Here is a 23212-nt window from a genome sequence, read left to right as displayed (position 1 = left end):
CACTCACCCCGTTGCCTCCAGCAGCAGTAAATCCATCAGCAGCACCAGGTTCGACTCAAACGATGTCACTCCTGCGGCCTCGGCAGCGAAATGCACCGCTTCGTCGTATAAGGCAAAATGCAGATCCGCCATCCCCGCCAGGGTATTCGCCGACGCCCGGGTAAAAGCCACCACCGTCATCCCCACGTTCTGCGCGATCCGCGCCTTATCCAGCACCTGCTCCGTTTCCCCGCTGCGCGAGACCGCGATGAACACCTGATAGCGCGAGGCGTTGCTGAGAAAGATGTTGCGGCTGTCGCCAGGGCCGGAGATAAATGCCGTCTTGCCCAGCACCTGCAGTTTCTTGGTCAGGTACTCGGCAAACAGATAGGAGAAGCCCGCGCCGTAGAGGAAAAAGCTCTCTTTGTCGCGCAGCAGTTCGGCAAACCGGCGGCGTTTCTCCGCCGTTGCCCACTGAAAGGTCTGCTGATAATTGGCGATAAACTGATTAAACAGGGCGGGTAATTCCGCAGGTTGCCGGGTTTCGGCGGCAATGTGCGGGGTATCGCTTAACAGCTGCTTGCAGTGCCAGATAAACTCGCTAAAGCCGCTGAACCCCAGCTTGCGGCACAGGCGCATAATAGTAGCGGTGGAGACAAAGGTCGCCTGCGCCAGCTCCCGTACGGTGATCTGGCCCACCAGCAGCGGATGCTCGGTGAGATGGGCCAGCACGCGATACTCTGCGCGGGTCAGAGACTCCCCGCGCGTTAACAGTGTCGCCAGACGGTTATCCATTACCGGGACGGTTCAACCGGCAGATCGTCCCGGGCACCCCATTCACTCCACGCGCCGTCGTACAGCGTGACGTCGGTTTTGCCGAGGGTCGCCAGCGCCAGAATAACGACACAGGCGGTGACGCCGGAGCCGCAGCTGGCAACGACCGGCTGATGCAGATCCACGCCCTGGCGAGAGAAAATTTCACGCAGCTCGTCGGTGGTTTTCAGTTCACCCTCAAACACCAGATCGCCCCAGGGCACGTTACGCGCGCCAGGGATATGGCCGCGCTTAAGGCCCGGGCGCGGCTCGTCGGCTTCCGCGTTAAAGCGCGGGGCCGGGCGGGCATCGACAATCTGCGCGGTCTGCTCGTGGCTTGCCAGCAGCACGTCGGTGACACGCTTGATCGCCCGGGCATCGAAGGTGGCTTCAAAGTCGCCGTCCGGCAGGGAGACATCGCCCTGCTGGAGAGGTAACTCGGCCCGCTGCCAGCCGGCAAGACCGCCCGCCAGAATCGACACCTTTTCCACGCCAAAGGTTTTCAGCATCCACCACGCCCGTGGAGCGGAGAAGAGATTCCCTTCATCGTAAATCACCAGATGCTTGTCGTGGCTGACGCCCAGCTCGCGCATTGCCACCGCAAAAGCTTCCGGGCGCGGCATCATGTGCGGCAGGGGAGAGGTATGATCGGAGAGGGCTTCGATATCAAAAAATACCGCCCCCGGCAGATGCCCGGCGCGGTATTCGGCAGAAACGTCACGATGCTCCTGGCCAGGCGGCGCCATGCGCGCGTCGAGGATCTGGACTTCAGGGTCATCACTGTGCTCAATCAGCCAGTCGGCTGCGACAAAATATGAGGTGGACATGGGTGCCTCCATTAATGAATCCATTGATGGATTGTCGGTGTTTTTTCTGACACCGACAAGCGAACCACGTTCAACTCGCGAGCAAGCCCTTATTTTTTCACCGCTTCCCCATCCTGCCAGGCTTTTTGCAGCGCAGGCCAGTATTCCCGGTTGGCCTCAATCATCTCATCCAGAATCGCTTTGGCATGTTCCATCGTCGGCACGGTGCGGTTCAGGGTGAACGCCTGCAAGGCTTTCTCATAGCTGCCTTCTATGGTGGCTTCCACCAGCAGCTGCTCCGAGGCTAGCTGCTGTTGCAGCAGAGTCTGGTGGAACAGCGGCACCCGGCCGATGCGGATCGGCTCTGGCCCTTCGCTTGTGATATAAGCCGGGACCTCAACCATCGCGTCGTACGGCAGGTTGACGATCGCCCCCCGGTTTTCCACCATCACCAGATGGCGCTGGCGCAGGTTAAACGCCAGCGAGCGGGCCACATCCACGATAAACTCGCCGTGCACCCCCACGTGGAATGCATCCGGCAGGATCCCGGTCTGTTTATACTCTTGTGCGGCGGCAAACAGCTTTTTCTCGCGACCGTTCATCACTTCGTTGGCGCGGGTATAGTCCGGATTCTGGTGCTCAACGATCTGATTCGGCATCAGGTAGTACTGCAGATACGGGTTCGGCAGATACTCCGGGAAGTTATCCATGATCGGCTTGATATTGCGCCAGGTTTTCACCCACGACGGATCCGAGTGCTGCGGGTCAGTTTTGGCCGCATCTTCGGTCAGCAGACCAAATTTTGCGACATGGCGACGCAGCTCCGGCAGTTTATCCTCGCCGTCCACCAGCACGCGGGTAAACCAGCCGAAATGGTTCAGGCCGAAGTAGTCCACCTCCAGCTTGTGGCGATCCACACCCAGAATGGCCCCCATGTTACGCATCGCCGCTACCGGCATATCGCAAATGTTCAGTACCCGGGCGTCAGGACGCAGGCGACGTACGCCCTCGGCGACGATGGCCGCCGGGTTGGAGTAGTTGACGATCCACGCCTTCTCATGGGCATAGCGGTCAACCATGTCGATCAGCTCAACCATCGGCAGGATGGTACGCAGGCCATAGGCCAGCCCGCCCGGGCCGCAGGTCTCCTGACCGACCACCCCATGACGCAGGGGGATCTTCTCATCCTGCTCGCGCATTTTATACTGGCCGACGCGCATCTGGGCGAAGACGAAATGGGCCCCGCTGAACGCCACTTCCGGGTCGCTGGTAACGGTAAATTTGATGCTCTGGCTGTGATCGCGAATGACCTTCTCCACCACCGGCGCGATGGTGTTTTGCCGTGCGGCATCAATGTCGTAGAGGCGAATTTCCGCCAGCGGGAATTTATCCAGCTGTACCATCAGGCTTTTCACAATCCCGGGCGTATAGGTGCTGCCGCCACCGGCGATAGAGAGAATAAATGGGGGTGTAATCATGTTTATCTCCTTCAGAGAACCGTCTCGACCGCTTCTCGCATTTTTTTGACATGCAGCCCGTAGACCACCTGAACGTTGTTACCTTGCTTGATAATGCCTTTCGCGCCCGTCGCCTTAAGCCGTGGCTCGTCGATGATGGCAACGTCTTTCACCGTGACGCGAAGGCGGGTGTAGCAGTTGTCTACCACCTCGATGTTTTCGCGTCCGCCGAGGCCGACCACAATCGCCTCGCCGAGACCATCATTGCTGCCTTTCGCCTGGTACTCCTGCTTGCTGTACAGACGGGTCTCCTGATCCTCTTCTTCGCGTCCCGGCGTCTTCATGCGGAAATGCAGGATCAGGAAGCGGAAGATCGCGAAGTAGAGGGCGAACATGATCAGCCCGACCAGGATGTACATCGGCCAGTTGGATTTTTCGGTGCCCAGCGGCAGGTTATAAAGAATGAAATCGATAATGCCGTTGGCCCCGATGGCGTGCACCCCCAGCAGATAAAAGAGCATCATGCCGATCCCGGTCAGCACCGCGTGCACCACAAACAGCAGCGGGGCGACGAACAGGAAGGAGAACTCGATCGGCTCGGTCACCCCCACCAGCAGGGAGGTGAGCGCCGCCGGGATCAGAATCGCTTTCGCTGCGGCTTTACGCTCCGGTTTGGCGGTGACATACATCGCCAGCGCGGCGGCAGGCAGGCCAAACATCTTGCTGATGCCGCGGGCATCCCACACCGCAGTGCTGCTGAGCTGCTTCACCTCCGGGCAGGCCATCTCGGCAAAGTAGATATTGCGCGCGCCCTGATAGGTTGCGCCGCAGACCTCCTGGGTGCCGCCCAGCTCGGTATAGAGGAATGGGGTGTAGACCAGATGGTGCAGGCCGGTCGGCACCAGGATGCGCTCAAGGAAGCCGTAAATCGCTACCCCAAACGCCCCGGAGCCTTTAATGGCTAAGGCCATGGCGCTGATCCCGTTCTGGGCAAACGGCCACAGCTCACTCATCACCACCCCAAGCAGCATGGAGACCGGGAGCATAATGATGGCGACGAAGCAGTGCCCCGAGTAGATAGCCATCGCGCCGTTAAACTGCACGCCGGAGTATTTGTTATACAGATAGCCCGACAGCGCCCCGGTGAGGATCCCGGCAAACACGCCCATCTCCAGCACCTGCACGCCCAACACCATGCTCTGTCCGGCCGCTTTCATCTGGTCCGCCGGGGCCAGCGCGCCCTGCAAATTCAGGGTCACGTTCATGGCGTTAATAAACACCACGAAGGTCACCAGGCCTATCAGCGCCGCGTAACCTTTGTCACGCGTTGCCAGACCGATGGGGATGCCCACGGCAAACACCAGCGCCAGGTTCACCAGCACCGAGACGGCGGATTTTGAAATCAGCTGGCCGATGCTCTGGATCAGCGGATGGCCGAGGAACGGCAGATAACCGGCAAGGGCGCCGTTACCCAACACATTACCAAAAGCAATGAAAAGACCGACAATAGGCAGGATAAGTACCGGTCCGTACAGTGATTTTCCGAAATTTTGTAGGGCGTTCACGGCTCGTTTCATGACGTTCTCTCTTATTGAACCGCGCACTCAGGGTGCGTCATAACGTTAAAATTAGCAGGGCAAACGCGAACTTAGCCAGCTATCTTGTTGTTTTAAAAACAAATGACGTTAAAGGTTACATGTAACCTTTAACGCTGTGATCGCGCCAGCAGCCAGAATGTTATCCACGCAGAAAACTTTGCGAGACGCTGTCCAGAATTGAAATCGACACTTTTGTATTAATGAAACTTGCGGATAATACTTATCCCGACGACGACCAACAGGCCCGCAAGGCCAGGGATAAAGGATGAAACCGTTTCGCCTTGCCGCGCTGTCATTAGCGCTGCTTACCACCATCACGCTTGTCGGCTGTGATGACAGTGACGACAAGACCTCTTCAGCGGCACCCGCCACAGCTACCGCTTCCACCTCTACGCCAGCGCCTGCCTCTGCGCCGGCAAAGCCGGACAACGCCACGCTGGAGAAACTGGCCGCGCAAAGCATGGGTAAAACGCTGACCCTGCTGGATGCGTCTGAGATCCAGCTGGACGGGGCCGCTGCCCTGGTGCTGACCTTCTCGGTGCCGCTCGATCCATCGCAGGATTTCGCCCGGACGGTGCACGTGGTCGACAAAAAAAGCGGCAAGGTTGATGGCGCCTGGGAGCTGGCGCCGAATCTGAAAGAGCTGCGCCTGCGCCATCTGGAGCCGAACCGCAACCTGGTGGTCACCGTCGAGCGCGATCTGCTGGCGCTGAACAAAAACACCTTTGGCAGCGACGTCGAAAAAGCCATTACCACCCGCGACATTGAGCCGAGCGTCGGTTTTGCCAGCCGCGGCTCGCTGCTGCCGGGTAAGGTGGTGGAAGGGCTACCGGTGATGGCGCTGAACGTGAATAACGTCGATGTGAATTTCTACCGGGTTAAACCTGAATCATTAGCCGCCTTTGTCAGCCAGTGGGAGTACCGCAACTCGCTCACCAACTGGGAGTCCGATAATCTGCTGAAGATGGCGGATCTGGTCTACACCGGCCGTTTCGACCTTAACCCGGCGCGTAATACCCGTGAAAAACTGCTTCTGCCGCTGGCGGATATCAAGCCTTTACAGCAGGCGGGCGTCTATATCGCGGTGATGAATCAGGCCGGACATTACAACTACAGTAACGCCGCCACCCTGTTTACCCTCAGCGATATTGGTCTTTCCGCACACCGTTACCATAACCGGCTGGATATCTTTACCCAGAGCCTGGAGAACGGTGCGGCGCAATCGGCAATCGAAGTGCAGCTCCTGAACGATAAAGGGCAGACGCTGGCGCAGGCCACCAGTGACGCTGACGGCCACGCGACGCTGCAGACCGACAAAGAGGCGGCGCTGCTCCTCGCCCGCAAGGACGGGCAGACCACGCTGCTGGATCTCACTCTTCCGGCGCTGGATCTGGCGGAGTTTGCCATCTCCGGCGCGCCAGGCTTCACTAAACAGTTCTTTATGTTTGGTCCGCGGGATCTCTACCGCCCGGGCGAAACGGTGATCCTCAACGGCCTGCTGCGCGACAGCGACGGCAAACCGCTCCCCGACCAGCCGGTGAAGCTGGAGGTGCTGCGCCCGGACGGCCAGGTGGCGCGCACCCTGGTCAGCCAGCCTGCAAATGGCCTCTACCGCTTTGACTACCCGCTTGAGAGCGGGGCGCAAACCGGGATGTGGCATGTCCGCGCCAGCACCGGCGATAACCAGCAGCGGATGTGGGATTTCCACGTCGAAGACTTTATGCCAGAGCGCATGGCGCTCAATATTGCCGGACAAAAAGCGCCGGTTTCACCGCAGGATCCTGTCGCGTTCGATGTGACGGGGTATTACCTGTACGGTGCGCCCGCTAACGGCAACAGCCTGCAGGGGCAGCTCTTCCTGCGTCCATTGCGGGAAGCGGTGGCCGCCCTGCCGGGCTTCCAGTTCGGGGACATTGCCGAAGAGAACCTGAGCCGCAGTCTCGATGAGGTGCAGCTGACCCTCGACGATCGGGGGCGCGGGCAGGTGAGCAGCGACAGCCAGTGGAAAGAGACTCACTCCCCGTTGCAGGTGGTTTTGCAGGCCAGCCTGCTGGAGTCCGGCGGCCGACCTGTCACCCGACGGGCGGAGCAGGCCGTCTGGCCAGCGGCGACCCTGCCGGGCATCCGTCCGCAGTTCGCCAGCAAAGCGGTCTATGACTACCGCACCGATACCACCGTCAACCAGCCGATTGTCGAGGAGAACAGCCAGGCCGGGTTCGATATTGTTTATGCCGATGCCAGCGGGGCGAAAAAAGCGGTCTCTGGCCTGCAGGTGCGCCTGATCCGCGAGCGCCGCGACTACTCCTGGAACTGGTCCGAGAGCGACGGCTGGCAGTCGCAGTTTGATCAAAAAGATCTGATTGAGGGCGAACAGGCGGTGGACCTGGCCGCCGACGAGACCGGAAAAGTGAGCTTCCCGGTGGAGTGGGGCTCCTATCGTCTGGAGGTGAAAGCCCCGGATGAGGCGGTCAGCAGCGTGCGCTTCTGGGCAGGCTACAGCTGGCAGGACAACAGTGACGGCACCGGGGCGGCACGTCCGGACCGGGTGACGATGAAGCTGGATAAACCGGCCTATCAGCCCGGGGAGACCATCAAGCTGCACATTGCCGCTCCGGCGGCAGGTAAAGGCTACGCGATGATCGAATCCAGCGAAGGGCCGCTGTGGTGGAAGGAGATCGACGTCCCGGCTGAGGGGCTGGATATGACCATCCCGGTGGATAAAGCCTGGAAACGTCACGATCTCTATCTTTCCACGCTGGTGGTTCGCCCTGGTGATAAATCAAAATCGGCCACGCCAAAACGGGCGGTGGGCCTGCTGCATCTGCCGATGGGCGATGAGAGCCGTCGCCTGAGTATTGCCCTGGACAACCCGCAAAAAATGCGGCCAAACCAGACCCTGGCGGTCAAAGTGAAAGCCAGCGTGAAAGAGGGGGCGACCCCGCAGAAAATCAACGTGCTGGTCTCGGCGGTGGACAGCGGCGTACTCAACATTACCGATTACGTCACGCCCGATCCCTGGCAGGCATTCTTTGGTCAGAAGCGCTATGGCGCGGACATCTACGATATCTACGGCCAGGTGATTGAAGGTCAGGGGCGGCTGGCGTCGCTGCGCTTTGGCGGTGATGGCGATGAGCTCAAACGTGGCGGTAAACCGCCGGTCAACCATGTGACCATCATCGCCCAGCAGGCGCAGCCGGTGGAGCTGGACGCCAACGGCGAGGGCACCGTTTCGTTGCCGATTGGCGACTTTAACGGCGAGCTGCGTCTGATGGCCCAGGCCTGGACCGATGACGATTTCGGCAGCAGTGAGAGCAAAGTGGTCGTTGCCGCACCCGTGGTTACCGAGCTGAACACGCCGCGCTTCCTTGCCAGCGGCGATAACGCCAGGCTGACGCTGGATCTGACCAACCTTACCGATCGCCCTCAGACCCTGAACGTGGCGCTGACCGCTGGCGGCAATCTGGCGCTGGAAGGCGCCCAGCCGCAGCCGGTGCAGCTGGCGGCCGGTGAACGCACGACGCTGTTTATTCCGGTGCGGGCGCTGGAGGGTTACGGCGAGGGCGAAGTCGCCGCCCAGGTCAGCGGCCTGACGCTCCCGGGTGAAACCTTTGCGCCACAGCAGAAGAGCTGGAAAATCGGCGTGCGTCCGGCGTTCCCGGCGCAAACGGTGAATACCGGTACGATGCTCAAGCCGGGTGAAAGCTGGCACGCGCCGGAACAGCACCTCGCTAATTTCTCATCGGTGACGTTACAGGGGCAGCTTATGCTCAGCGGTAAGCCGCCGCTCAACCTGGCCCGTTACATTCGTGAACTGCAGGCCTATCCGTATGGCTGTCTGGAGCAGACAGCCAGCGGCCTGTTCCCGTCGCTCTATACCAGTGCCGCACAGCTGAACGCGCTGGGTATTAAGGGCGACAGCGACGAGAAGCGTCGGGCAGCCATTGAGATCGGCATCTCCCGCCTGCTGCAGATGCAGCGTAACGACGGCGGCTTCGCCCTGTGGGATAAAGAGGGGCCGGAAGAGTACTGGCTCACCGCCTACGTCACCGATTTCCTGGTGCGCGCGGGTGAGCAGGGCTACAGCGTGCCGGCGGATGCCGTTAACAATGCCAACAACCGCCTGCTGCGCTACCTGCAGGATCCGGGCATGATGGCGGTCCGCTACAGCGACGATATTCAGGGCAGCAAGTTTGCGATCCAGGCCTATGCTGCGCTGGTGCTGGCACGTCAGCAGAAAGCCCCTCTCGGGGCATTGCGCGAAATCTGGGAGCGTCGTGCGCAGGCAAAATCGGGCCTGCCGCTGATGCAGCTGGGGCTGGCGCTGAAGCTGATGGGCGATGCGCCGCGCAGCCAGCAGGCGCTGGATCTGGCCCTCAAAACACCGCGCAGCGAAACGCAGAGCTGGATGGCCGATTACGGGAGTCCACTGCGTGATAACGCGATGATGCTGAGCCTGCTGGAAGAGTACAACCTGCTGCCGGATGCGCAGAGCACGCTGCTGAACGTCCTGTCTCAGCAGGCGTTCAGCCAGCGCTGGCTCTCTACCCAGGAGAGCAATGCCCTGTTCCTGGCGGGTCGTTCCCTGCAGACTCTTTCCGGGGCGTGGCAGGCCACTACCACGCTGGCGGAAGGCAACGTCCGTGGTGACAAACCGCAGGTGCAGAACCTCGATGCCGATCGGCTGGCCGCCCTGCAGGTTACCAATACCGGCACTGCGCCGCTGTGGGTGCGCCTGGACAGCAGCGGCTATCCACAATACGCGCCGCAGCCTGCTGCTAACGTGCTGAAAATCGAACGTCAGATTCTGGCGACCGATGGCAGCAGTAAATCCCTCTCCTCCCTGAAGAGCGGCGAGCTGGTGCTGGTCTGGCTGAACGTGACCGCCAGCCAGAACGTGCCGGATGCCCTGGTAGTTGACCTGTTGCCTGCCGGGCTGGAGCTGGAAAACCAGAACCTGGCCAGCAGCAGCGCCAGTCTGCAGGAGAGCGGGAGTGAAGTACAGAACCTGCTCAGCCAGATGCAGCAGGCCGACATTCAGCATATGGAGTTCCGCGACGATCGCTTTGTCGCCGCCGTGCCGGTCAATGAAGGCCAGCCGGTGACGCTGGTCTATCTGGCCCGCGCCGTCACGCCGGGAACCTATGCGGTGCCCGTGCCGCTGGTGGAATCGATGTACGTGCCGCAGTGGCGGGCAACGGGTGCGGCCAGCGGCCCGCTGATCGTCGTTCCGTAACGTGCAGTATCGGAAATGGACAGGCTCCCGCTGGCTATGGCTGGCGGGGGCGATACTTCTGCTGTGGGGCGGCGTCATTGCTGCCGATCGCCTGTGGCCGCTGCCGCTACACGAGGTCAATCCCGCCCGGGTGGTGGTGGATGAAAAGGGGATCCCGCTGTGGCGATTTGCCGATCGCGACGGGATCTGGCGCTATCCGGTCACCATCGAAGAGGTCTCGCCGCGCTATCTCGAGGCCCTGATCCAGTATGAAGATCGCTGGTTCTGGGATCATCCTGGCGTTAACCCGTTCTCGGTGCTGCGTGCCGCCTGGCAGGATCTGACTGCCGGGAAGGTGGTGTCGGGCGGCAGTACGCTGACCATGCAGGTAGCCCGCCTGCTGGATCCCCATCCCCGCACCCTGGGCGGCAAAGTGCGTCAGCTCTGGCGCGCGCTCCAGCTGGAGTGGCACCTCTCCAAACGTGAAATCCTGACCCTCTATCTGAACCGCGCCCCCTTTGGCGGCACGCTGCAGGGGGTTGGGGCCGCCAGCTGGGCCTACCTGGGGAAAGCCCCTGCGCAGCTGAGCTATTCCGAAGCCGCGCTGCTTGCCGTCCTGCCGCAGGCCCCGAGCCGTTTGCGCCCGGATCGCTGGCCGGAGCGGGCCGAGGCGGCGCGCAACAAGGTGCTTAATCGCATGGCCTCGCAGGGCGTCTGGCCCGCGCGTCAGGTAAGCGAGTCGCAGGAGGAGCCGGTATGGCTGGCCCCCCGGCAGATGCCGCAGCTGGCGCCGCTGTTCTCACGCATGATGCTCGGCAAAAGCCGTGACACCAAAGTGGTGACAACCCTTGATGCCACGCTGCAGCGCCAGCTGGAGGAGCTGGCGTTGAACTGGAAATCCCGGCTGCCGCCCCGCAGTTCGCTGGCAATGATCGTTGTCGATCACAGCGATATGAAGGTGCGCGGCTGGGTTGGATCGGTCGACATTACCGACGACAGCCGTTTCAGCCATGTGGATATGATCTCGGCGATCCGATCTCCGGGATCGGTGCTTAAGCCTTTTATCTACGGCCTGGCGATGGACGATGGGCTGATCCACCCGGCCTCGCTGCTGCAGGATGTTCCGCGCCGCACCGGCGATTATCGTCCCGGGAATTTTGACAGCGGTTTTCATGGCCCTATCAGCATGAGCGAGGCGCTGGTGCGATCCCTTAACCTGCCCGCCGTGCAGGTGCTGGAAGCCTACGGGCCGAAAAAGTTTGCCGGAATGTTGCGCAATGCCGGATTACCGCTGCTGCTTCCCGCAGGCGCTCAGCCGAACCTCTCCCTGATCCTGGGCGGCGCCGGGGCACGTCTGGAAGATATCGCCGCGGCATACAGCGCCTTTGCCCGTCAGGGGCGGGCAGGAAGACTGCGCATGCAGCCGGACGCCCCGCTGGTTGAACGGCCCCTGCTGTCGCCCGGTGCGGCGTGGATCATCCGCCGTATTCTGGCCAACGAGGCGCAGCCGCTGCCGGACAGCGCGCTTGCCCAGGTGGTGCCTCTGGCGATAAAAACCGGTACCAGCTATGGCTACCGCGATGCCTGGGCGATAGGGCTGAATGCGCGCTACGTGATCGGGATCTGGACCGGCAGACCGGACGGCACGCCGGTGGCCGGGCAGTTTGGTTTTGCCAGCGCGGTTCCGGTGTTAAATCAGGTCAATAACCTGCTGCAGTCGCGCTCGGCGCTGGATGAGGCGCGCCTGCCGCGCGATCCGCGTCCGGCCTCGGTGAGCCGCGGCGTGATTTGCTGGCCGGGCGGGCAGTCCCTGCCTGACGGGGACAGCAACTGTCGCCGCCGCCTCGCGACCTGGCTGCTTGAGGGGAGCCAGCCGCCGACGCTGTTGCTGCCGGAGCAAGAGGGCATCCGCGGGATTCGTTTCCCTGTCTGGCTGGATAACAGCGGTCAACGCGTGGCGGCGGATTGCCCGCAGGCACAGGAACGCACCCTCGACGTCTGGCCGCTGCCGCTGGAGCCGTGGCTACCGCAGGCGGAACGGCGGTCTGCGCGTATCCCGGCGGCATCTGCAACCTGCCCGCCGCTCGGCCAGGCCTTCCCGGCACCGCTGATCCTTTCAGGCATTCGCCAGGGAGCGGTGATTAAGCGTCTGCCGGGGGAGGCGCGCGTGTCCTTACCGCTGCAGGCCAGCGCAAGCGACGGGGCCCGCTGGTGGTTCCTCAATGGTGAACCGCTGAATGCGCAGGGGCGGACGTACAAACTGCATCTTGAAAATGCAGGTGATTATCAACTGCTGGTGATGGATGAGGCGGGGCAGGTGGCAACCGTAGATTTTACGTTGCAGTAAATAAAACAGGTTTTAGCCACGATCTGTTGTTAAAACTCGTCTTATTTTAAAAAAATGTTACATGCATCCATAGGCAATGGCGTGAATGCTCATTATAATCCGCGCCATATATTTCGCATGAATGCAAAACAACAGAACAAATCACAGAGGTAATCATGGCTATTGAACGTACTTTTTCCATCATCAAACCAAACGCGGTGGCAAAAAACGTTATTGGCAGCATCTTTGCTCGCTTTGAAGCGGCAGGGTTCAAAATCGTTGGTACTAAAATGCTGCATCTGACCGTTGAGCAGGCTCGCGGTTTCTATGCTGAGCACGAAGGTCGCCCATTCTTCGACGGCCTGGTTGAGTTCATGACCTCTGGCCCAATCGTGGTTTCCGTACTGGAAGGCGAAAATGCCGTTCAGCGTCACCGCGATCTGCTGGGTGCAACCAACCCGGACAACGCTCTGGCAGGTACTCTGCGCGCCGATTACGCTGACAGCTTCACCGAGAACGGCACCCACGGTTCCGACTCCGTAGAATCTGCTGCGCGCGAAATCGCTTTCTTCTTTGCTGAAGGCGAAGTGTGTCCACGTACCCGTTAATATAACGGTTTCGTTTACACATTATTTTCGTAAATGCCGCGTGCAGACGTGGCATCCCTGCGCCAGACTTTGTACAATGCAACGCCCCGGATGAGCAGACTGCTTGCCGGGGCGTTTCTTTTTAACCCTCCACGGGCCATAACGTGTAACAACGAGGCCGGAATATATTATGTCTGAACTAGTTAATACCTCCGAAGTCGCCGTTCCTGCGGTTCCAAATAAAAATGGAAAAATCAACCTGCTGGACCTGAACCGTCAGCAGATGCGTGAGTTCTTCAAAGAGATGGGCGAGAAGCCGTTTCGTGCCGACCAGGTTATGAAATGGATGTATCACTATTGCAGCGATAACTTTGATGACATGACAGACATCAACAAGGTCCTGCGCAACAAACTCAAAGAAGTAGCCGAAATCCGCGCCCCGGAAGTGGTGGAAGAGCAGCGTTCAGCTGACGGCACCATCAAATGGGCGATTGCCGTAGGCGATCAGCGCGTTGAAACGGTCTATATCCCGGAAGATGACCGCGCCACGCTGTGCGTCTCTTCCCAGGTCGGTTGTGCGCTGGAGTGCAAGTTCTGCTCCACGGCGCAGCAGGGCTTTAACCGCAACCTGCGCGTGTCGGAAATCATCGGCCAGGTCTGGCGTGCGGCGAAGATCGTCGGCGCGGCAAAAGTGACCGGCACCCGTCCTATCACTAACGTGGTGATGATGGGGATGGGCGAACCGCTGCTGAACCTCACTAATGTGGTTCCGGCGATGGAAATCATGCTCGATGACTTCGGTTTTGGCCTGTCCAAACGTCGCGTGACGCTCTCCACCTCAGGTGTTGTACCTGCGCTGGACAAGCTCGGCGATATGATTGACGTTGCGCTGGCGATTTCGCTGCATGCGCCGAACGATACCATCCGTGATGAGATCGTGCCAATCAACAAGAAGTACAATATCGAAACCTTCCTGAACTCGGTGCGGGGCTACATTTCGAAGTCCAACGCTAACCAGGGACGCGTCACCATTGAGTACGTCATGCTGGATCACGTCAACGACGGCACCGAGCATGCGCACGAGCTGGCGGCACTGCTGAAAGATACGCCGTGCAAGATTAACCTGATCCCATGGAACCCGTTCCCGGGCGCGCCGTATGGCCGTAGCTCAAACAGCCGTATCGACCGTTTCTCCAAGGTACTGATGGAGTACGGCTTCACCACTATCGTGCGTAAAACCCGCGGTGACGATATTGATGCCGCCTGTGGTCAGCTGGCCGGTGATGTTATCGACCGCACCAAGCGCACGCTGCGTAAACGTATGCAGGGCGAAGCTATCGACGTCAAGGCCGTGTAATTATTACGCTGCCGCGGCGCATTATCTGCGCCGTGGCAGCGTAAGATGCGAATAAACAGTCATTGCACCGGTGTATGGGTAATAATTACGGTGCGTTTTATATGACTTTAAGGCAGTATGTAACGACGCAACAACAGTTTAGCCTCACTGACAAGCCGCTTCTGTCAACGAAAACCTGACAGTATTGTGCTGTCTTACTAAGGTTAACTGACCAGAAGTTTCGCGGTGCGGGTGGCATTGTGACACCGGCGCCAGGATCCTCAATTTTCACGTACCAGTAGTTGTAGCGAATGAATACTGAAGCCACTCACGACCAAAATGCAGCACTTTCCACTGGCGTTCGTCTTCGCAACGCCCGTGAACAACTCGGACTAAGCCAGCAAACCGTTGCGGAACGCTTATGTCTGAAGGTTTCCACGGTCCGCGATATTGAAGAAGATAAGGCACCTGCCGATCTTGCTTCAACGTTTCTGCGTGGTTATATCCGCTCCTATGCGAAACTGGTGCATATCCCTGAAGACGAACTGCTGCCGATGATGGAAAAACAGGCACCGGTCAGAGCGGCGAAAGTCGCGCCGATGCAGAGTTTTTCGCTGGGCAAACGTCGTAAAAAACGTGATGGCTGGCTGATGAGCTTTACCTGGCTGGTCTTGTTTGTGGTTATCGGCCTGACGGGCGCCTGGTGGTGGCAGAACCACAAAGCGCAGCAGGAAGAGATCACCACCATGGCCGATCAGTCCTCCGCCGAGCTGAATAACTCAGCGGGCGAGGGCGCTCAGAGCATCCCACTGAATACCGACGCCTCAGCAAACGCCAGCGAACCGCAGGCCCCTGCTGCTGGCACCACGGATGTGGCAACGGCGCAGGCAACTGCGCCAGTGGCTAATCAAACAGCCCAGGCTCCGGCTGACAGTGCCGTCGTTTCGCCTTCCCAGGCGAACGTCGAGACTGCCCCGGCAGCCACCGCGGATAACGCGGTTCAGCCTCTGCCATCCGATCCGGCTGGCGTCGCGGCGGCACCGGCCGACCCAAACGCGCTGGTGATGAACTTCAGCGCCGACTGCTGGCTGGAAGTGACCGATGCGACCGGCAAGAAGCTGTTCAGCGGACTGCAGCGTAAGGACGGCACGTTAAATCTGGCAGGCCAGGCGCCCTATAAGCTCAAGATTGGTGCTCCGGCAGCGGTCCAGATCCAGTTCCAGGGTAAACCTGTCGATCTGAGTCGTTTTATCAGAACTAACCAGGTTGCGCGTCTGACCCTCAATGCCGAACAATCAGCAGCACAGTAAGTAACAGACAGGCAACGCGGGAGATTTTCCATGCATAACCAGGCTCCTATTCCACGTAGAAAATCGAAACGTATTTACGTCGGGAATGTGCCAATTGGCGATGGTGCTCCCATCGCCGTTCAGTCGATGACCAACACCCGTACCACCGATGTGGCGGCAACGGTCAATCAGATCAAAGCGTTAGAACGTGTGGGCGCAGACATTGTCCGCGTTTCCGTGCCGACAATGGACGCGGCAGAAGCGTTTAAACTCATCAAACAGCAGGTCTCCGTTCCGCTGGTTGCCGATATTCACTTCGATTACCGTATCGCGCTGAAAGTAGCGGAATACGGCGTCGATTGCCTGCGTATCAACCCTGGCAACATCGGTAGCGAAGAGCGCATCCGCGCGGTCGTTGATTGCGCCCGCGACAAAAATATCCCCATCCGTATCGGCGTGAATGCCGGTTCGCTGGAAAAAGATCTGCAGGAAAAATACGGTGAACCGACCCCGCAGGCGCTGCTCGAATCGGCCATGCGTCATGTGGATCATCTCGATCGTCTGAACTTCGATCAGTTCAAAGTCAGCGTGAAAGCCTCGGACGTTTTCCTCGCCGTTGAATCCTATCGTCTGCTGGCGAAGCAGATCGATCAGCCGCTGCACCTCGGGATCACCGAAGCCGGCGGCGCGCGCAGCGGTGCGGTTAAATCAGCGATTGGCCTTGGCCTGCTGCTGAACGAAGGCATTGGCGACACCCTGCGTGTCTCGCTGGCCGCCGATCCGGTGGAAGAGATCAAAGTCGGTTTCGATATCCTGAAGTCACTGCGTATTCGTTCCCGCGGCATCAACTTTATCGCCTGTCCGACCTGTTCGCGTCAGGAGTTCGACGTCATCGGTACGGTGAATGCGCTCGAGCAGCGTCTGGAAGATATCATCACCCCGATGGACGTTTCGATTATCGGTTGTGTGGTGAACGGTCCGGGTGAGGCGCTGGTGTCGACGCTGGGCGTTACGGGTGGTAACAAGAAAAGTGGTCTCTATGAAGATGGCGTCCGCAAAGATCGTCTGGATAATAACGACATGATCGATCAGCTTGAAGCCCGCATCCGCGCCAAAGCCACCATGCTGGATGAAGCGCAGCGCATTAGCGTGCTACAGGTAGAAAAATAACGAGATGGGAAGCGGTTCGCTTCCTGTGTATGATTGAACCCTTCGGTTATGAACCCCAGGGTTCATTTTTGTCTATAGAAAGAGAACAAACGTGGCAAAGAACATTCAAGCCATTCGCGGCATGAACGATTATCTGCCTGCCGAGACCGCCATCTGGCAGCGCATTGAAGGCACCCTCAAGCAGGTGCTCGGCAGCTACGGTTACAGTGAAATCCGTTTGCCGATTGTAGAGCAGACCCCGTTATTCAAACGCGCTATCGGTGAAGTCACCGATGTGGTTGAAAAAGAGATGTACACCTTTGAGGATCGTAACGGCGACAGCCTGACCTTACGTCCGGAAGGTACGGCGGGATGTGTACGCGCCGGCATCGAGCATGGTCTCCTGTACAATCAGGAGCAGCGCCTGTGGTATATCGGCCCAATGTTCCGTCACGAACGTCCTCAGAAAGGTCGCTACCGTCAATTTAACCAGCTGGGTGTCGAAGCCTTTGGTCTGCAGGGCCCGGATATCGACGCGGAGCTGATTATGCTCACCGCCCGCTGGTGGCGCGCGCTGGGTATTGCCGATCACGTCTCCCTGGAGCTGAACTCCATCGGTTCTCTTGAAGCGCGTGCAAACTACCGCGATGCGCTGGTGGCCTTCCTCGAGCAGCATAAAGAGAAGCTGGACGAAGACTGCAAGCGTCGCATGTACAGCAACCCGCTGCGCGTGCTGGATTCCAAAAACCCGGACGTGCAGGCCCTGCTGAACGACGCGCCTGCCCTGGGCGATTATCTGGACGAAGATTCCCGCGAACACTTTGCCGGTCTGTGCAAACTGCTGGAAGCTGCCGGTATTGCTTACACCGTTAACCAGCGCCTGGTACGCGGTCTGGACTACTACAACCGCACCGTGTTTGAGTGGGTTACCACCAGCCTCGGTTCACAGGGAACGGTCTGTGCGGGCGGTCGTTACGACGGTCTGGTGGAGCAGTTAGGCGGTCGTCCTGCACCGGCAGTAGGCTTCGCCATGGGTCTTGAGCGACTTGTTTTGTTAGTTCAGGCAGTTAATCCGGAATTTAAAGCCGATCCTGTTGTCGATATATACCTGGTGGCCTCAGGCGCGGAAACGCAGTCTGCGGCAATGCAGCTTGCCGAACGCGTGCGCGATGCGCTGCCAGCGGCTAAGCTGATGACCAACCACGGCGGCGGCAACTTTAAGAAACAGTTCGCCCGTGCCGATAAGTGGGGCGCGCGTATTGCACTGGTACTTGGCGAGTCAGAAGTGGCTAACGGCGAAGTGGTGGTGAAGGATCTGCGCTCTGGTGAGCAAACAACAGTAACGCAGGACGGCGTTGCGGCGCACTTGCGCACTCTACTGGGCTAAGGAGAAGGACTGCGTGGAAATGTACGAGAACGAAAACGACCAGGTCGATGCGATTAAACGCTTCTTTGCTGAAAACGGCAAAGCGCTGGCTGTTGGGGTTATTTTAGGTGTTGGTGCCCTGGTGGGCTGGCGTTACTGGAACAATCATCAGGTCGATTCCGCGCGTGGCTCCTCCTTACAGTATGAAAATACCGTGAGCGCCATTCAGGCCGATCGGCCGGAAACCCTGGCGGCAGCAGAGAAATTTGCCGCCGACAATAAAAATACCTATGGCGCGCTGGCGTCATTGGAAGTGGCTCAGCAGTTCGTTGATAAAGGCGAGCTGGACAAAGCGGCAGCTCAGCTGCAGCAGGGTCTGGCAGCCGCAGGCAACGATAACCTGAAAGCGCTCATCAATCTGCGTCTTGCCCGTATTCAGGTGCAGCAGAAGAAAACAGACGAAGCGTTGAAAACCCTCGACTCTGTTAAGGGTGAAGGTTTTGCCTCGATTGTTGCCGACCTGCGTGGTGAAGCACTGCTGAGTAAAGGTGACAAACAAGGCGCGCGCAGCGCATGGGAAGCGGGCGTGAAAAGCAACGCCTCGCCAGCGCTGAGCGAAATGATGCAGATGAAAATAAATAATTTGTCCGTCTGAGAGGGACCCGATGCAATTGCGTAAATTACTTCTGCCAGGACTGCTTTCCGTTACGTTATTGAGCGGCTGTTCACTGTTCAGCGGCGAAGAAGATGTTGTCACCATGTCTCCACTGCCAACGGTTGAAAACCAGTTTGCGCCGTCTACCGCATGGAGCACTTCCGTCGGTGACGGTATTGGCGAATTCTACTCCAACCTGCATCCGGCTTCTGCGGACGGCGTTGTCTATGCGGCTGACCGCAAAGGCATCGTCAAAGCGGTAAACGCCGATGATGGCAAAGAGGTGTGGTCGATTAATCTGGCAGAAAAAAGCGGCTGGCTGTCACGCACGCCGGCTCTGCTGTCAGGCGGTGTGACGGTTGTCGGTGGTCATGTCTATATCGGCAGCGAGAAGGCCCAGGTCTACGCCCTTAACGCCAGCGACGGCTCCATCGCATGGCAGACCCGCGTCGCGGGCGAAGCGCTCTCCCGTCCGGTGGTCAGCGACGGCATGGTGCTGGTGCATACCGCCAACGGTCAGCTGCAGGCGCTGAATGAAGCTGACGGTGCGGTAAAGTGGACGGTTAACCTCGATATGCCTGCGCTCTCCCTGCGCGGTGAATCTGCGCCAGCCACTGCCTTTGGTGCGGCTATTGTCGGCGGTGATAACGGTCGCGTTAGTGCCGTATTGATGCAGCAGGGCCAGATGATTTGGCAGCAGCGTATCTCTCAGGCAACCGGTCCGACCGAAATCGACCGCCTGAGCGATGTGGACACCACGCCGGTCATCGTCAATGGCGTGGTTTACGCTCTGGCCTATAACGGCAACCTGACTGCGATGGATCTGCGTAGCGGCCAGGTGATGTGGAAACGCGAGCTGGGCTCCGTGAATGATTTCGTGGTGGACGGCAACCGCATCTACCTGGTCGATCAGAACGATCGCCTGCTGGCGCTGAGCACCGAGGGTGGCGTGACGCTGTGGACGCAGAGCGATCTGCTGCACCGTCTGCTGACCGCACCGGCGCTGTATAACGGCAGCCTGGTGGTAGGTGATAGCGAAGGCTATATGCACTGGATTGACCCGAGCAACGGTCGTTTTGTCGCCCAGGAGAAAGTCGACGGTTCCGGTTTCCTGACCGAGCCGGTGGTGGCTGACGGCAAACTGCTGATCCAGGCAAAAGACGGTACGCTGTACGCGATCACGCGTTAATCACCGCGGTTGTAGTATACTCAACGGCTCCTGTTGCTTCAGGGGCCGTTTTGATTTTTTAAAAAACGCCGCAAACGCGACGTGATATCGAATTTTATGAGGCTTTAAACATGGTACCTGTGGTCGCGCTTGTCGGGCGCCCGAACGTTGGAAAATCCACTCTTTTTAACCGTTTAACACGCACCCGTGATGCGCTGGTTGCGGATTTCCCGGGGCTCACGCGTGACCGTAAGTACGGTCGTGCAGAAGTGGAAGGTCGTGAGTTTATCTGTATCGATACCGGCGGTATCGACGGGACAGAAGACGGCGTTGAAACTCGCATGGCGGAACAATCTCTGCTGGCGATTGAAGAAGCGGACATCGTGCTGTTTATGGTTGATGCGCGCGCGGGCCTGATGCCTGCCGACGTTGCCATCGCTAAGCACCTGCGCTCACGTGAAAAATCCACCTTCCTGGTGGCGAACAAAACGGACGGTATCGATCCCGATCAGGCGATGGCCGATTTCTGGTCATTAGGTCTGGGCGATATCTACCCGATCGCCGCCTCTCACGGTCGTGGCGTGACCAGCCTGCTGGAAACCGCGCTGCTGCCGTACGTTGACGAGATCAACCCGCCGGAAGAGGTCGACGAAGACGCCGAGTACTGGGCGCAGTTCGAAGAAGGCGAAGAGGGTGAAGAGGAGCCGGAAGACGACTTTAACCCGCAGGATCTGCCGATCAAGCTGGCCATTGTCGGTCGTCCGAACGTCGGTAAGTCAACGCTTACTAACCGCATCCTCGGTGAAGACCGCGTGGTGGTGTATGACATGCCGGGCACCACTCGCGACAGTATTTACATCCCGATGGAGCGTGACGAGCGTGAATACGTTCTGATCGACACCGCGGGCGTGCGCAAGCGCGGGAAAATCACCGATGTGGTGGAAAAGTTCTCGGTAATCAAAACTCTGCAGGCGATTGAAGACGCCAACGTGGTGATGCTGGTGATCGATGCCCGCGAAGGTATCTCCGATCAGGATCTCTCCCTGCTCGGCTTTATCCTTAACAGTGGGCGTTCGCTGGTTATCGTCGTCAACAAGTGGGACGGCCTGAGCAACGAAGTGCGTGAGCAGGTTAAAGAGATGCTGGACTTCCGTCTGGGCTTTATCGACTTTGCCCGCGTCCACTTCATCTCTGCCCTGCACGGCAGCGGCGTTGGCAACCTGTTTGAATCGGTGCGTGAAGCCTACGACAGCTCCACCCGTCGTGTCGGTACCGCAATGCTGACCCGTATCATGACCATGGCGGCAGAAGACCATCAGCCACCGCTGGTGCGCGGTCGCCGCGTGAAGCTGAAATATGCTCACGCCGGTGGTTATAACCCGCCTATCGTGGTTATCCACGGTAACCAGGTAAAAGATCTGCCGGATTCTTACAAACGCTACCTGATGAACTACTTCCGCAAATCGCTGGACGTAATGGGTACGCCGATCCGTATTCAGTTCAAGGAAGGGGATAACCCGTTTGCCAACAAACGTAACACCCTGACGCCGAACCAGATGCGTAAGCGTAAGCGTTTGATTAAACACATTAAGAAAAGCAAATAATCTTTGCTGCTTTGCCGAAAAACCCGCGCCTGTCGCGGGTTTTTTTATGCCTGAAAGGGACGAATAATTATTGATGTGATGTCAATCACTATTCATGTTTATCCAACATAAAATCTAAGAAATAAGACGATTGTCGAACTTTCATCTTTTGGTGGTGGGGTGGGGGCTGGACAAAAGTTGCCTCAGGTTATCAAATGGTTAAATAACATTTCGCCGGATGTAAAAAAGCCGCCCGATTGCTAACCGGGCGGCGGGCTTCCGGTGTTTACAAGTAAGACGACACATCATCTCGGGAGAATTATGCAATCCTCTGTTAATAAAAACGAAAGCCGAACTTTCTTCGGCCATCCTTATCCACTCGGCGCGCTGTTCTTCACGGAGATGTGGGAGCGCTTCTCGTTTTACGGTATTCGTCCACTCCTGATCCTGTTTATGGCGGCCACGGTGTATGACGGCGGCATGGGGCTGGCGCGTGAAAATGCCTCCGCTATTGTTGGTATCTTCGCCGGAACTATGTATCTGGCGGCGCTGCCGGGTGGCTGGCTGGCGGATAACTGGCTCGGCCAGCAGAAAGCGGTCTGGTACGGTTCGATTCTGATTGCACTCGGCCACCTGTCAATTGCGCTGTCGGCGGTGATGGGTAACAACCTGTTCTTTATCGGTCTGATGTTTATCGTCCTGGGCTCGGGCCTGTTCAAAACCTGTATCTCGGTGATGGTGGGCACGCTGTATAAGAAAGGCGATGCGCGTCGCGACGGCGGCTTCTCGCTGTTCTATATGGGCATCAACATGGGGTCCTTTATCGCGCCGCTGATCTCCGGCTGGCTGATTAAATCCCACGGCTGGCACTGGGGCTTTGGTATCGGCGGTATCGGGATGCTGGTGGCGCTGGTCATCTTCCGCCTGTTTGCCGTGCCGTCGATGAAGCGCTATGACAGCGAAGTGGGGCTGGATTCAACCTGGAACAGCCCGGTCGCGAAGAAAAACGGCGTCGGCGGCTGGTTACTGGCGCTGGCGGCGGGTATCGCCATTATCGTTACCCTGATCGCGCAGGGCGTGATCGTCATTAACCCGGTCGCGGTGGCCAGCGTGCTGGTATACGTGATTGCCGCCTCGGTGGCGCTCTACTTCATCTGGCTGTTTATGTTTGCCGGCCTGAACCGCAAAGAGCGCGCCAGACTGCTGGTCTGCTTTATCCTGCTGGTGTCTGCGGCCTTCTTCTGGTCTGCATTTGAACAAAAGCCAACCTCGTTCAACCTGTTTGCCAACGATTACACCAACCGCATGATCGGTGATTTTGAAATCCCGGCGGTATGGTTCCAGTCAATTAACGCCCTGTTTATTATCCTGCTGGCACCGGTCTTTAGCTGGGCCTGGCCGAAGCTGGCGAGCAACAACATTCGCCCGAGCAGCATCACCAAGTTCGTGATCGGCATTCTGTGTGCCGCAGGGGGCTTTGGCCTGATGATGCTGGCGGCGCAGAATGTCCTGAGTAACGGCGGGGCGGGCGTGTCGCCGTTCTGGCTGGTGGGCAGTATCCTGATGCTGACCCTCGGCGAACTGTGCCTGAGCCCGATTGGTCTGGCGACCATGACGCTGCTGGCCCCGGAAAGAATGCGCGGCCAGATGATGGGCCTGTGGTTCTGCGCCAGCGCTCTCGGCAACCTGGCGGCGGGTCTGATTGGCGGTCATGTGAAAGCCGATCAGCTGGATATGCTGCCGGATCTCTTCGCACGCTGCTCCATCGCGCTGCTGATTTGTGCCGCCGTTCTGACGGTGCTCATTGTTCCGGTGCGTCGTATGCTGGAAAATACGCAGACGAAAAACGAGCCGAAACCGGTAACCAACGCCTGATATCAGCCTGAGC

At 58.7% G+C, this 23212-nt stretch carries 15 protein-coding genes; 11 read left to right on the top strand and 4 right to left on the bottom strand.

All coding sequences use genetic code 11. The annotated features are described in order from the left end of the window. Positions 1-3: 3 nt before the first annotated feature. The 4 genes from ACP4QI_RS16180 to ACP4QI_RS16165 form a co-directional block, all read right to left on the bottom strand. Positions 4-774: a MurR/RpiR family transcriptional regulator gene (locus ACP4QI_RS16180; RefSeq protein WP_285128990.1), complete on the bottom strand. Its 771-nt coding sequence runs from the start codon at positions 772-774 to the stop codon at positions 4-6. Continuing rightward, positions 774-1619, bottom strand: a complete 846-nt coding sequence (sseA, locus tag ACP4QI_RS16175) for a 3-mercaptopyruvate sulfurtransferase (protein WP_426495835.1) — start codon at positions 1617-1619, stop codon at positions 774-776. The genes ACP4QI_RS16180 and sseA overlap by 1 nt, the downstream gene beginning before the upstream one ends. Before the next feature lie 89 nt (positions 1620-1708). Further along, positions 1709-3076 carry a 6-phospho-alpha-glucosidase gene (locus ACP4QI_RS16170; RefSeq protein ID WP_285131073.1) on the bottom strand — a complete coding sequence of 456 codons (1368 nt, stop codon included), beginning with the start codon at positions 3074-3076 and terminating at the stop codon, positions 1709-1711. Positions 3077-3087: 11 nt separating this feature from the next. Continuing rightward, the gene (locus ACP4QI_RS16165; protein ID WP_142486700.1) at positions 3088-4632 is read right to left on the bottom strand and encodes a PTS transporter subunit EIIC; all 1545 of its coding nucleotides are present in this window, start codon (positions 4630-4632) and stop codon (positions 3088-3090) included. Between the two features lie 286 nt (positions 4633-4918). On the opposite strand from ACP4QI_RS16165, the gene ACP4QI_RS16160 reads away from it, so the two are divergent. The 11 genes from ACP4QI_RS16160 to ACP4QI_RS16110 all read left to right on the top strand — a co-directional run bounded on the left by ACP4QI_RS16160 (position 4919) and on the right by ACP4QI_RS16110 (position 23199). Next, positions 4919-9886, top strand: coding sequence for an alpha-2-macroglobulin family protein (locus tag ACP4QI_RS16160; protein WP_426495834.1), 4968 nt, complete (start codon positions 4919-4921; stop codon positions 9884-9886). A gap of 1 nt (position 9887) precedes the next feature. Then, positions 9888-12212: a peptidoglycan glycosyltransferase PbpC gene (gene pbpC / locus ACP4QI_RS16155; protein WP_426495833.1), complete on the top strand. Its 2325-nt coding sequence runs from the start codon at positions 9888-9890 to the stop codon at positions 12210-12212. A 155-nt stretch (positions 12213-12367) separates the two neighbouring features. Beyond that, positions 12368-12799, top strand: coding sequence for a nucleoside-diphosphate kinase (ndk, locus tag ACP4QI_RS16150; RefSeq protein WP_032613104.1), 432 nt, complete (start codon positions 12368-12370; stop codon positions 12797-12799). A 169-nt stretch (positions 12800-12968) separates the two neighbouring features. Continuing rightward, the gene (locus tag ACP4QI_RS16145; RefSeq protein ID WP_285128994.1) at positions 12969-14135 is read left to right on the top strand and encodes a bifunctional tRNA (adenosine(37)-C2)-methyltransferase TrmG/ribosomal RNA large subunit methyltransferase RlmN; all 1167 of its coding nucleotides are present in this window, start codon (positions 12969-12971) and stop codon (positions 14133-14135) included. Between the two features lie 290 nt (positions 14136-14425). Beyond that, positions 14426-15424, top strand: coding sequence for a cytoskeleton protein RodZ (gene rodZ, locus ACP4QI_RS16140; protein ID WP_156264347.1), 999 nt, complete (start codon positions 14426-14428; stop codon positions 15422-15424). Positions 15425-15454: 30 nt separating this feature from the next. Next, positions 15455-16573 carry a flavodoxin-dependent (E)-4-hydroxy-3-methylbut-2-enyl-diphosphate synthase gene (ispG, locus tag ACP4QI_RS16135; protein WP_106994607.1) on the top strand — a complete coding sequence of 373 codons (1119 nt, stop codon included), beginning with the start codon at positions 15455-15457 and terminating at the stop codon, positions 16571-16573. 91 nt (positions 16574-16664) lie between these two features. Beyond that, a complete protein-coding gene (gene hisS, locus ACP4QI_RS16130) occupies positions 16665-17939 on the top strand; it encodes a histidine--tRNA ligase (RefSeq protein WP_142486695.1) in 1275 nt (424 codons plus the stop codon). Between the two features lie 13 nt (positions 17940-17952). Next, a complete protein-coding gene (locus tag ACP4QI_RS16125; protein ID WP_142486694.1) occupies positions 17953-18573 on the top strand; it encodes a YfgM family protein in 621 nt (206 codons plus the stop codon). 10 nt (positions 18574-18583) lie between these two features. Further along, the gene (bamB, locus tag ACP4QI_RS16120) at positions 18584-19762 is read left to right on the top strand and encodes an outer membrane protein assembly factor BamB (protein ID WP_426495832.1); all 1179 of its coding nucleotides are present in this window, start codon (positions 18584-18586) and stop codon (positions 19760-19762) included. Between the two features lie 110 nt (positions 19763-19872). Next, positions 19873-21345 carry a ribosome biogenesis GTPase Der gene (gene der, locus ACP4QI_RS16115; RefSeq protein ID WP_156264344.1) on the top strand — a complete coding sequence of 491 codons (1473 nt, stop codon included), beginning with the start codon at positions 19873-19875 and terminating at the stop codon, positions 21343-21345. 300 nt (positions 21346-21645) lie between these two features. Continuing rightward, positions 21646-23199 (top strand): peptide MFS transporter, encoded by a 1554-nt coding sequence (locus tag ACP4QI_RS16110; protein ID WP_231311773.1) that lies wholly within the window; start codon positions 21646-21648, stop codon positions 23197-23199. The last annotated feature ends 13 nt before the right edge of the window (positions 23200-23212 follow it).

Source organism: Leclercia sp. TB492, assembly GCF_049974505.2.
GTDB lineage: Bacteria > Pseudomonadota > Gammaproteobacteria > Enterobacterales > Enterobacteriaceae > Enterobacter > Enterobacter adecarboxylatus_C.
Note: the sequence above shows the minus strand (reverse complement) of the source record. Positions and strands in the feature narration are given on the sequence as shown.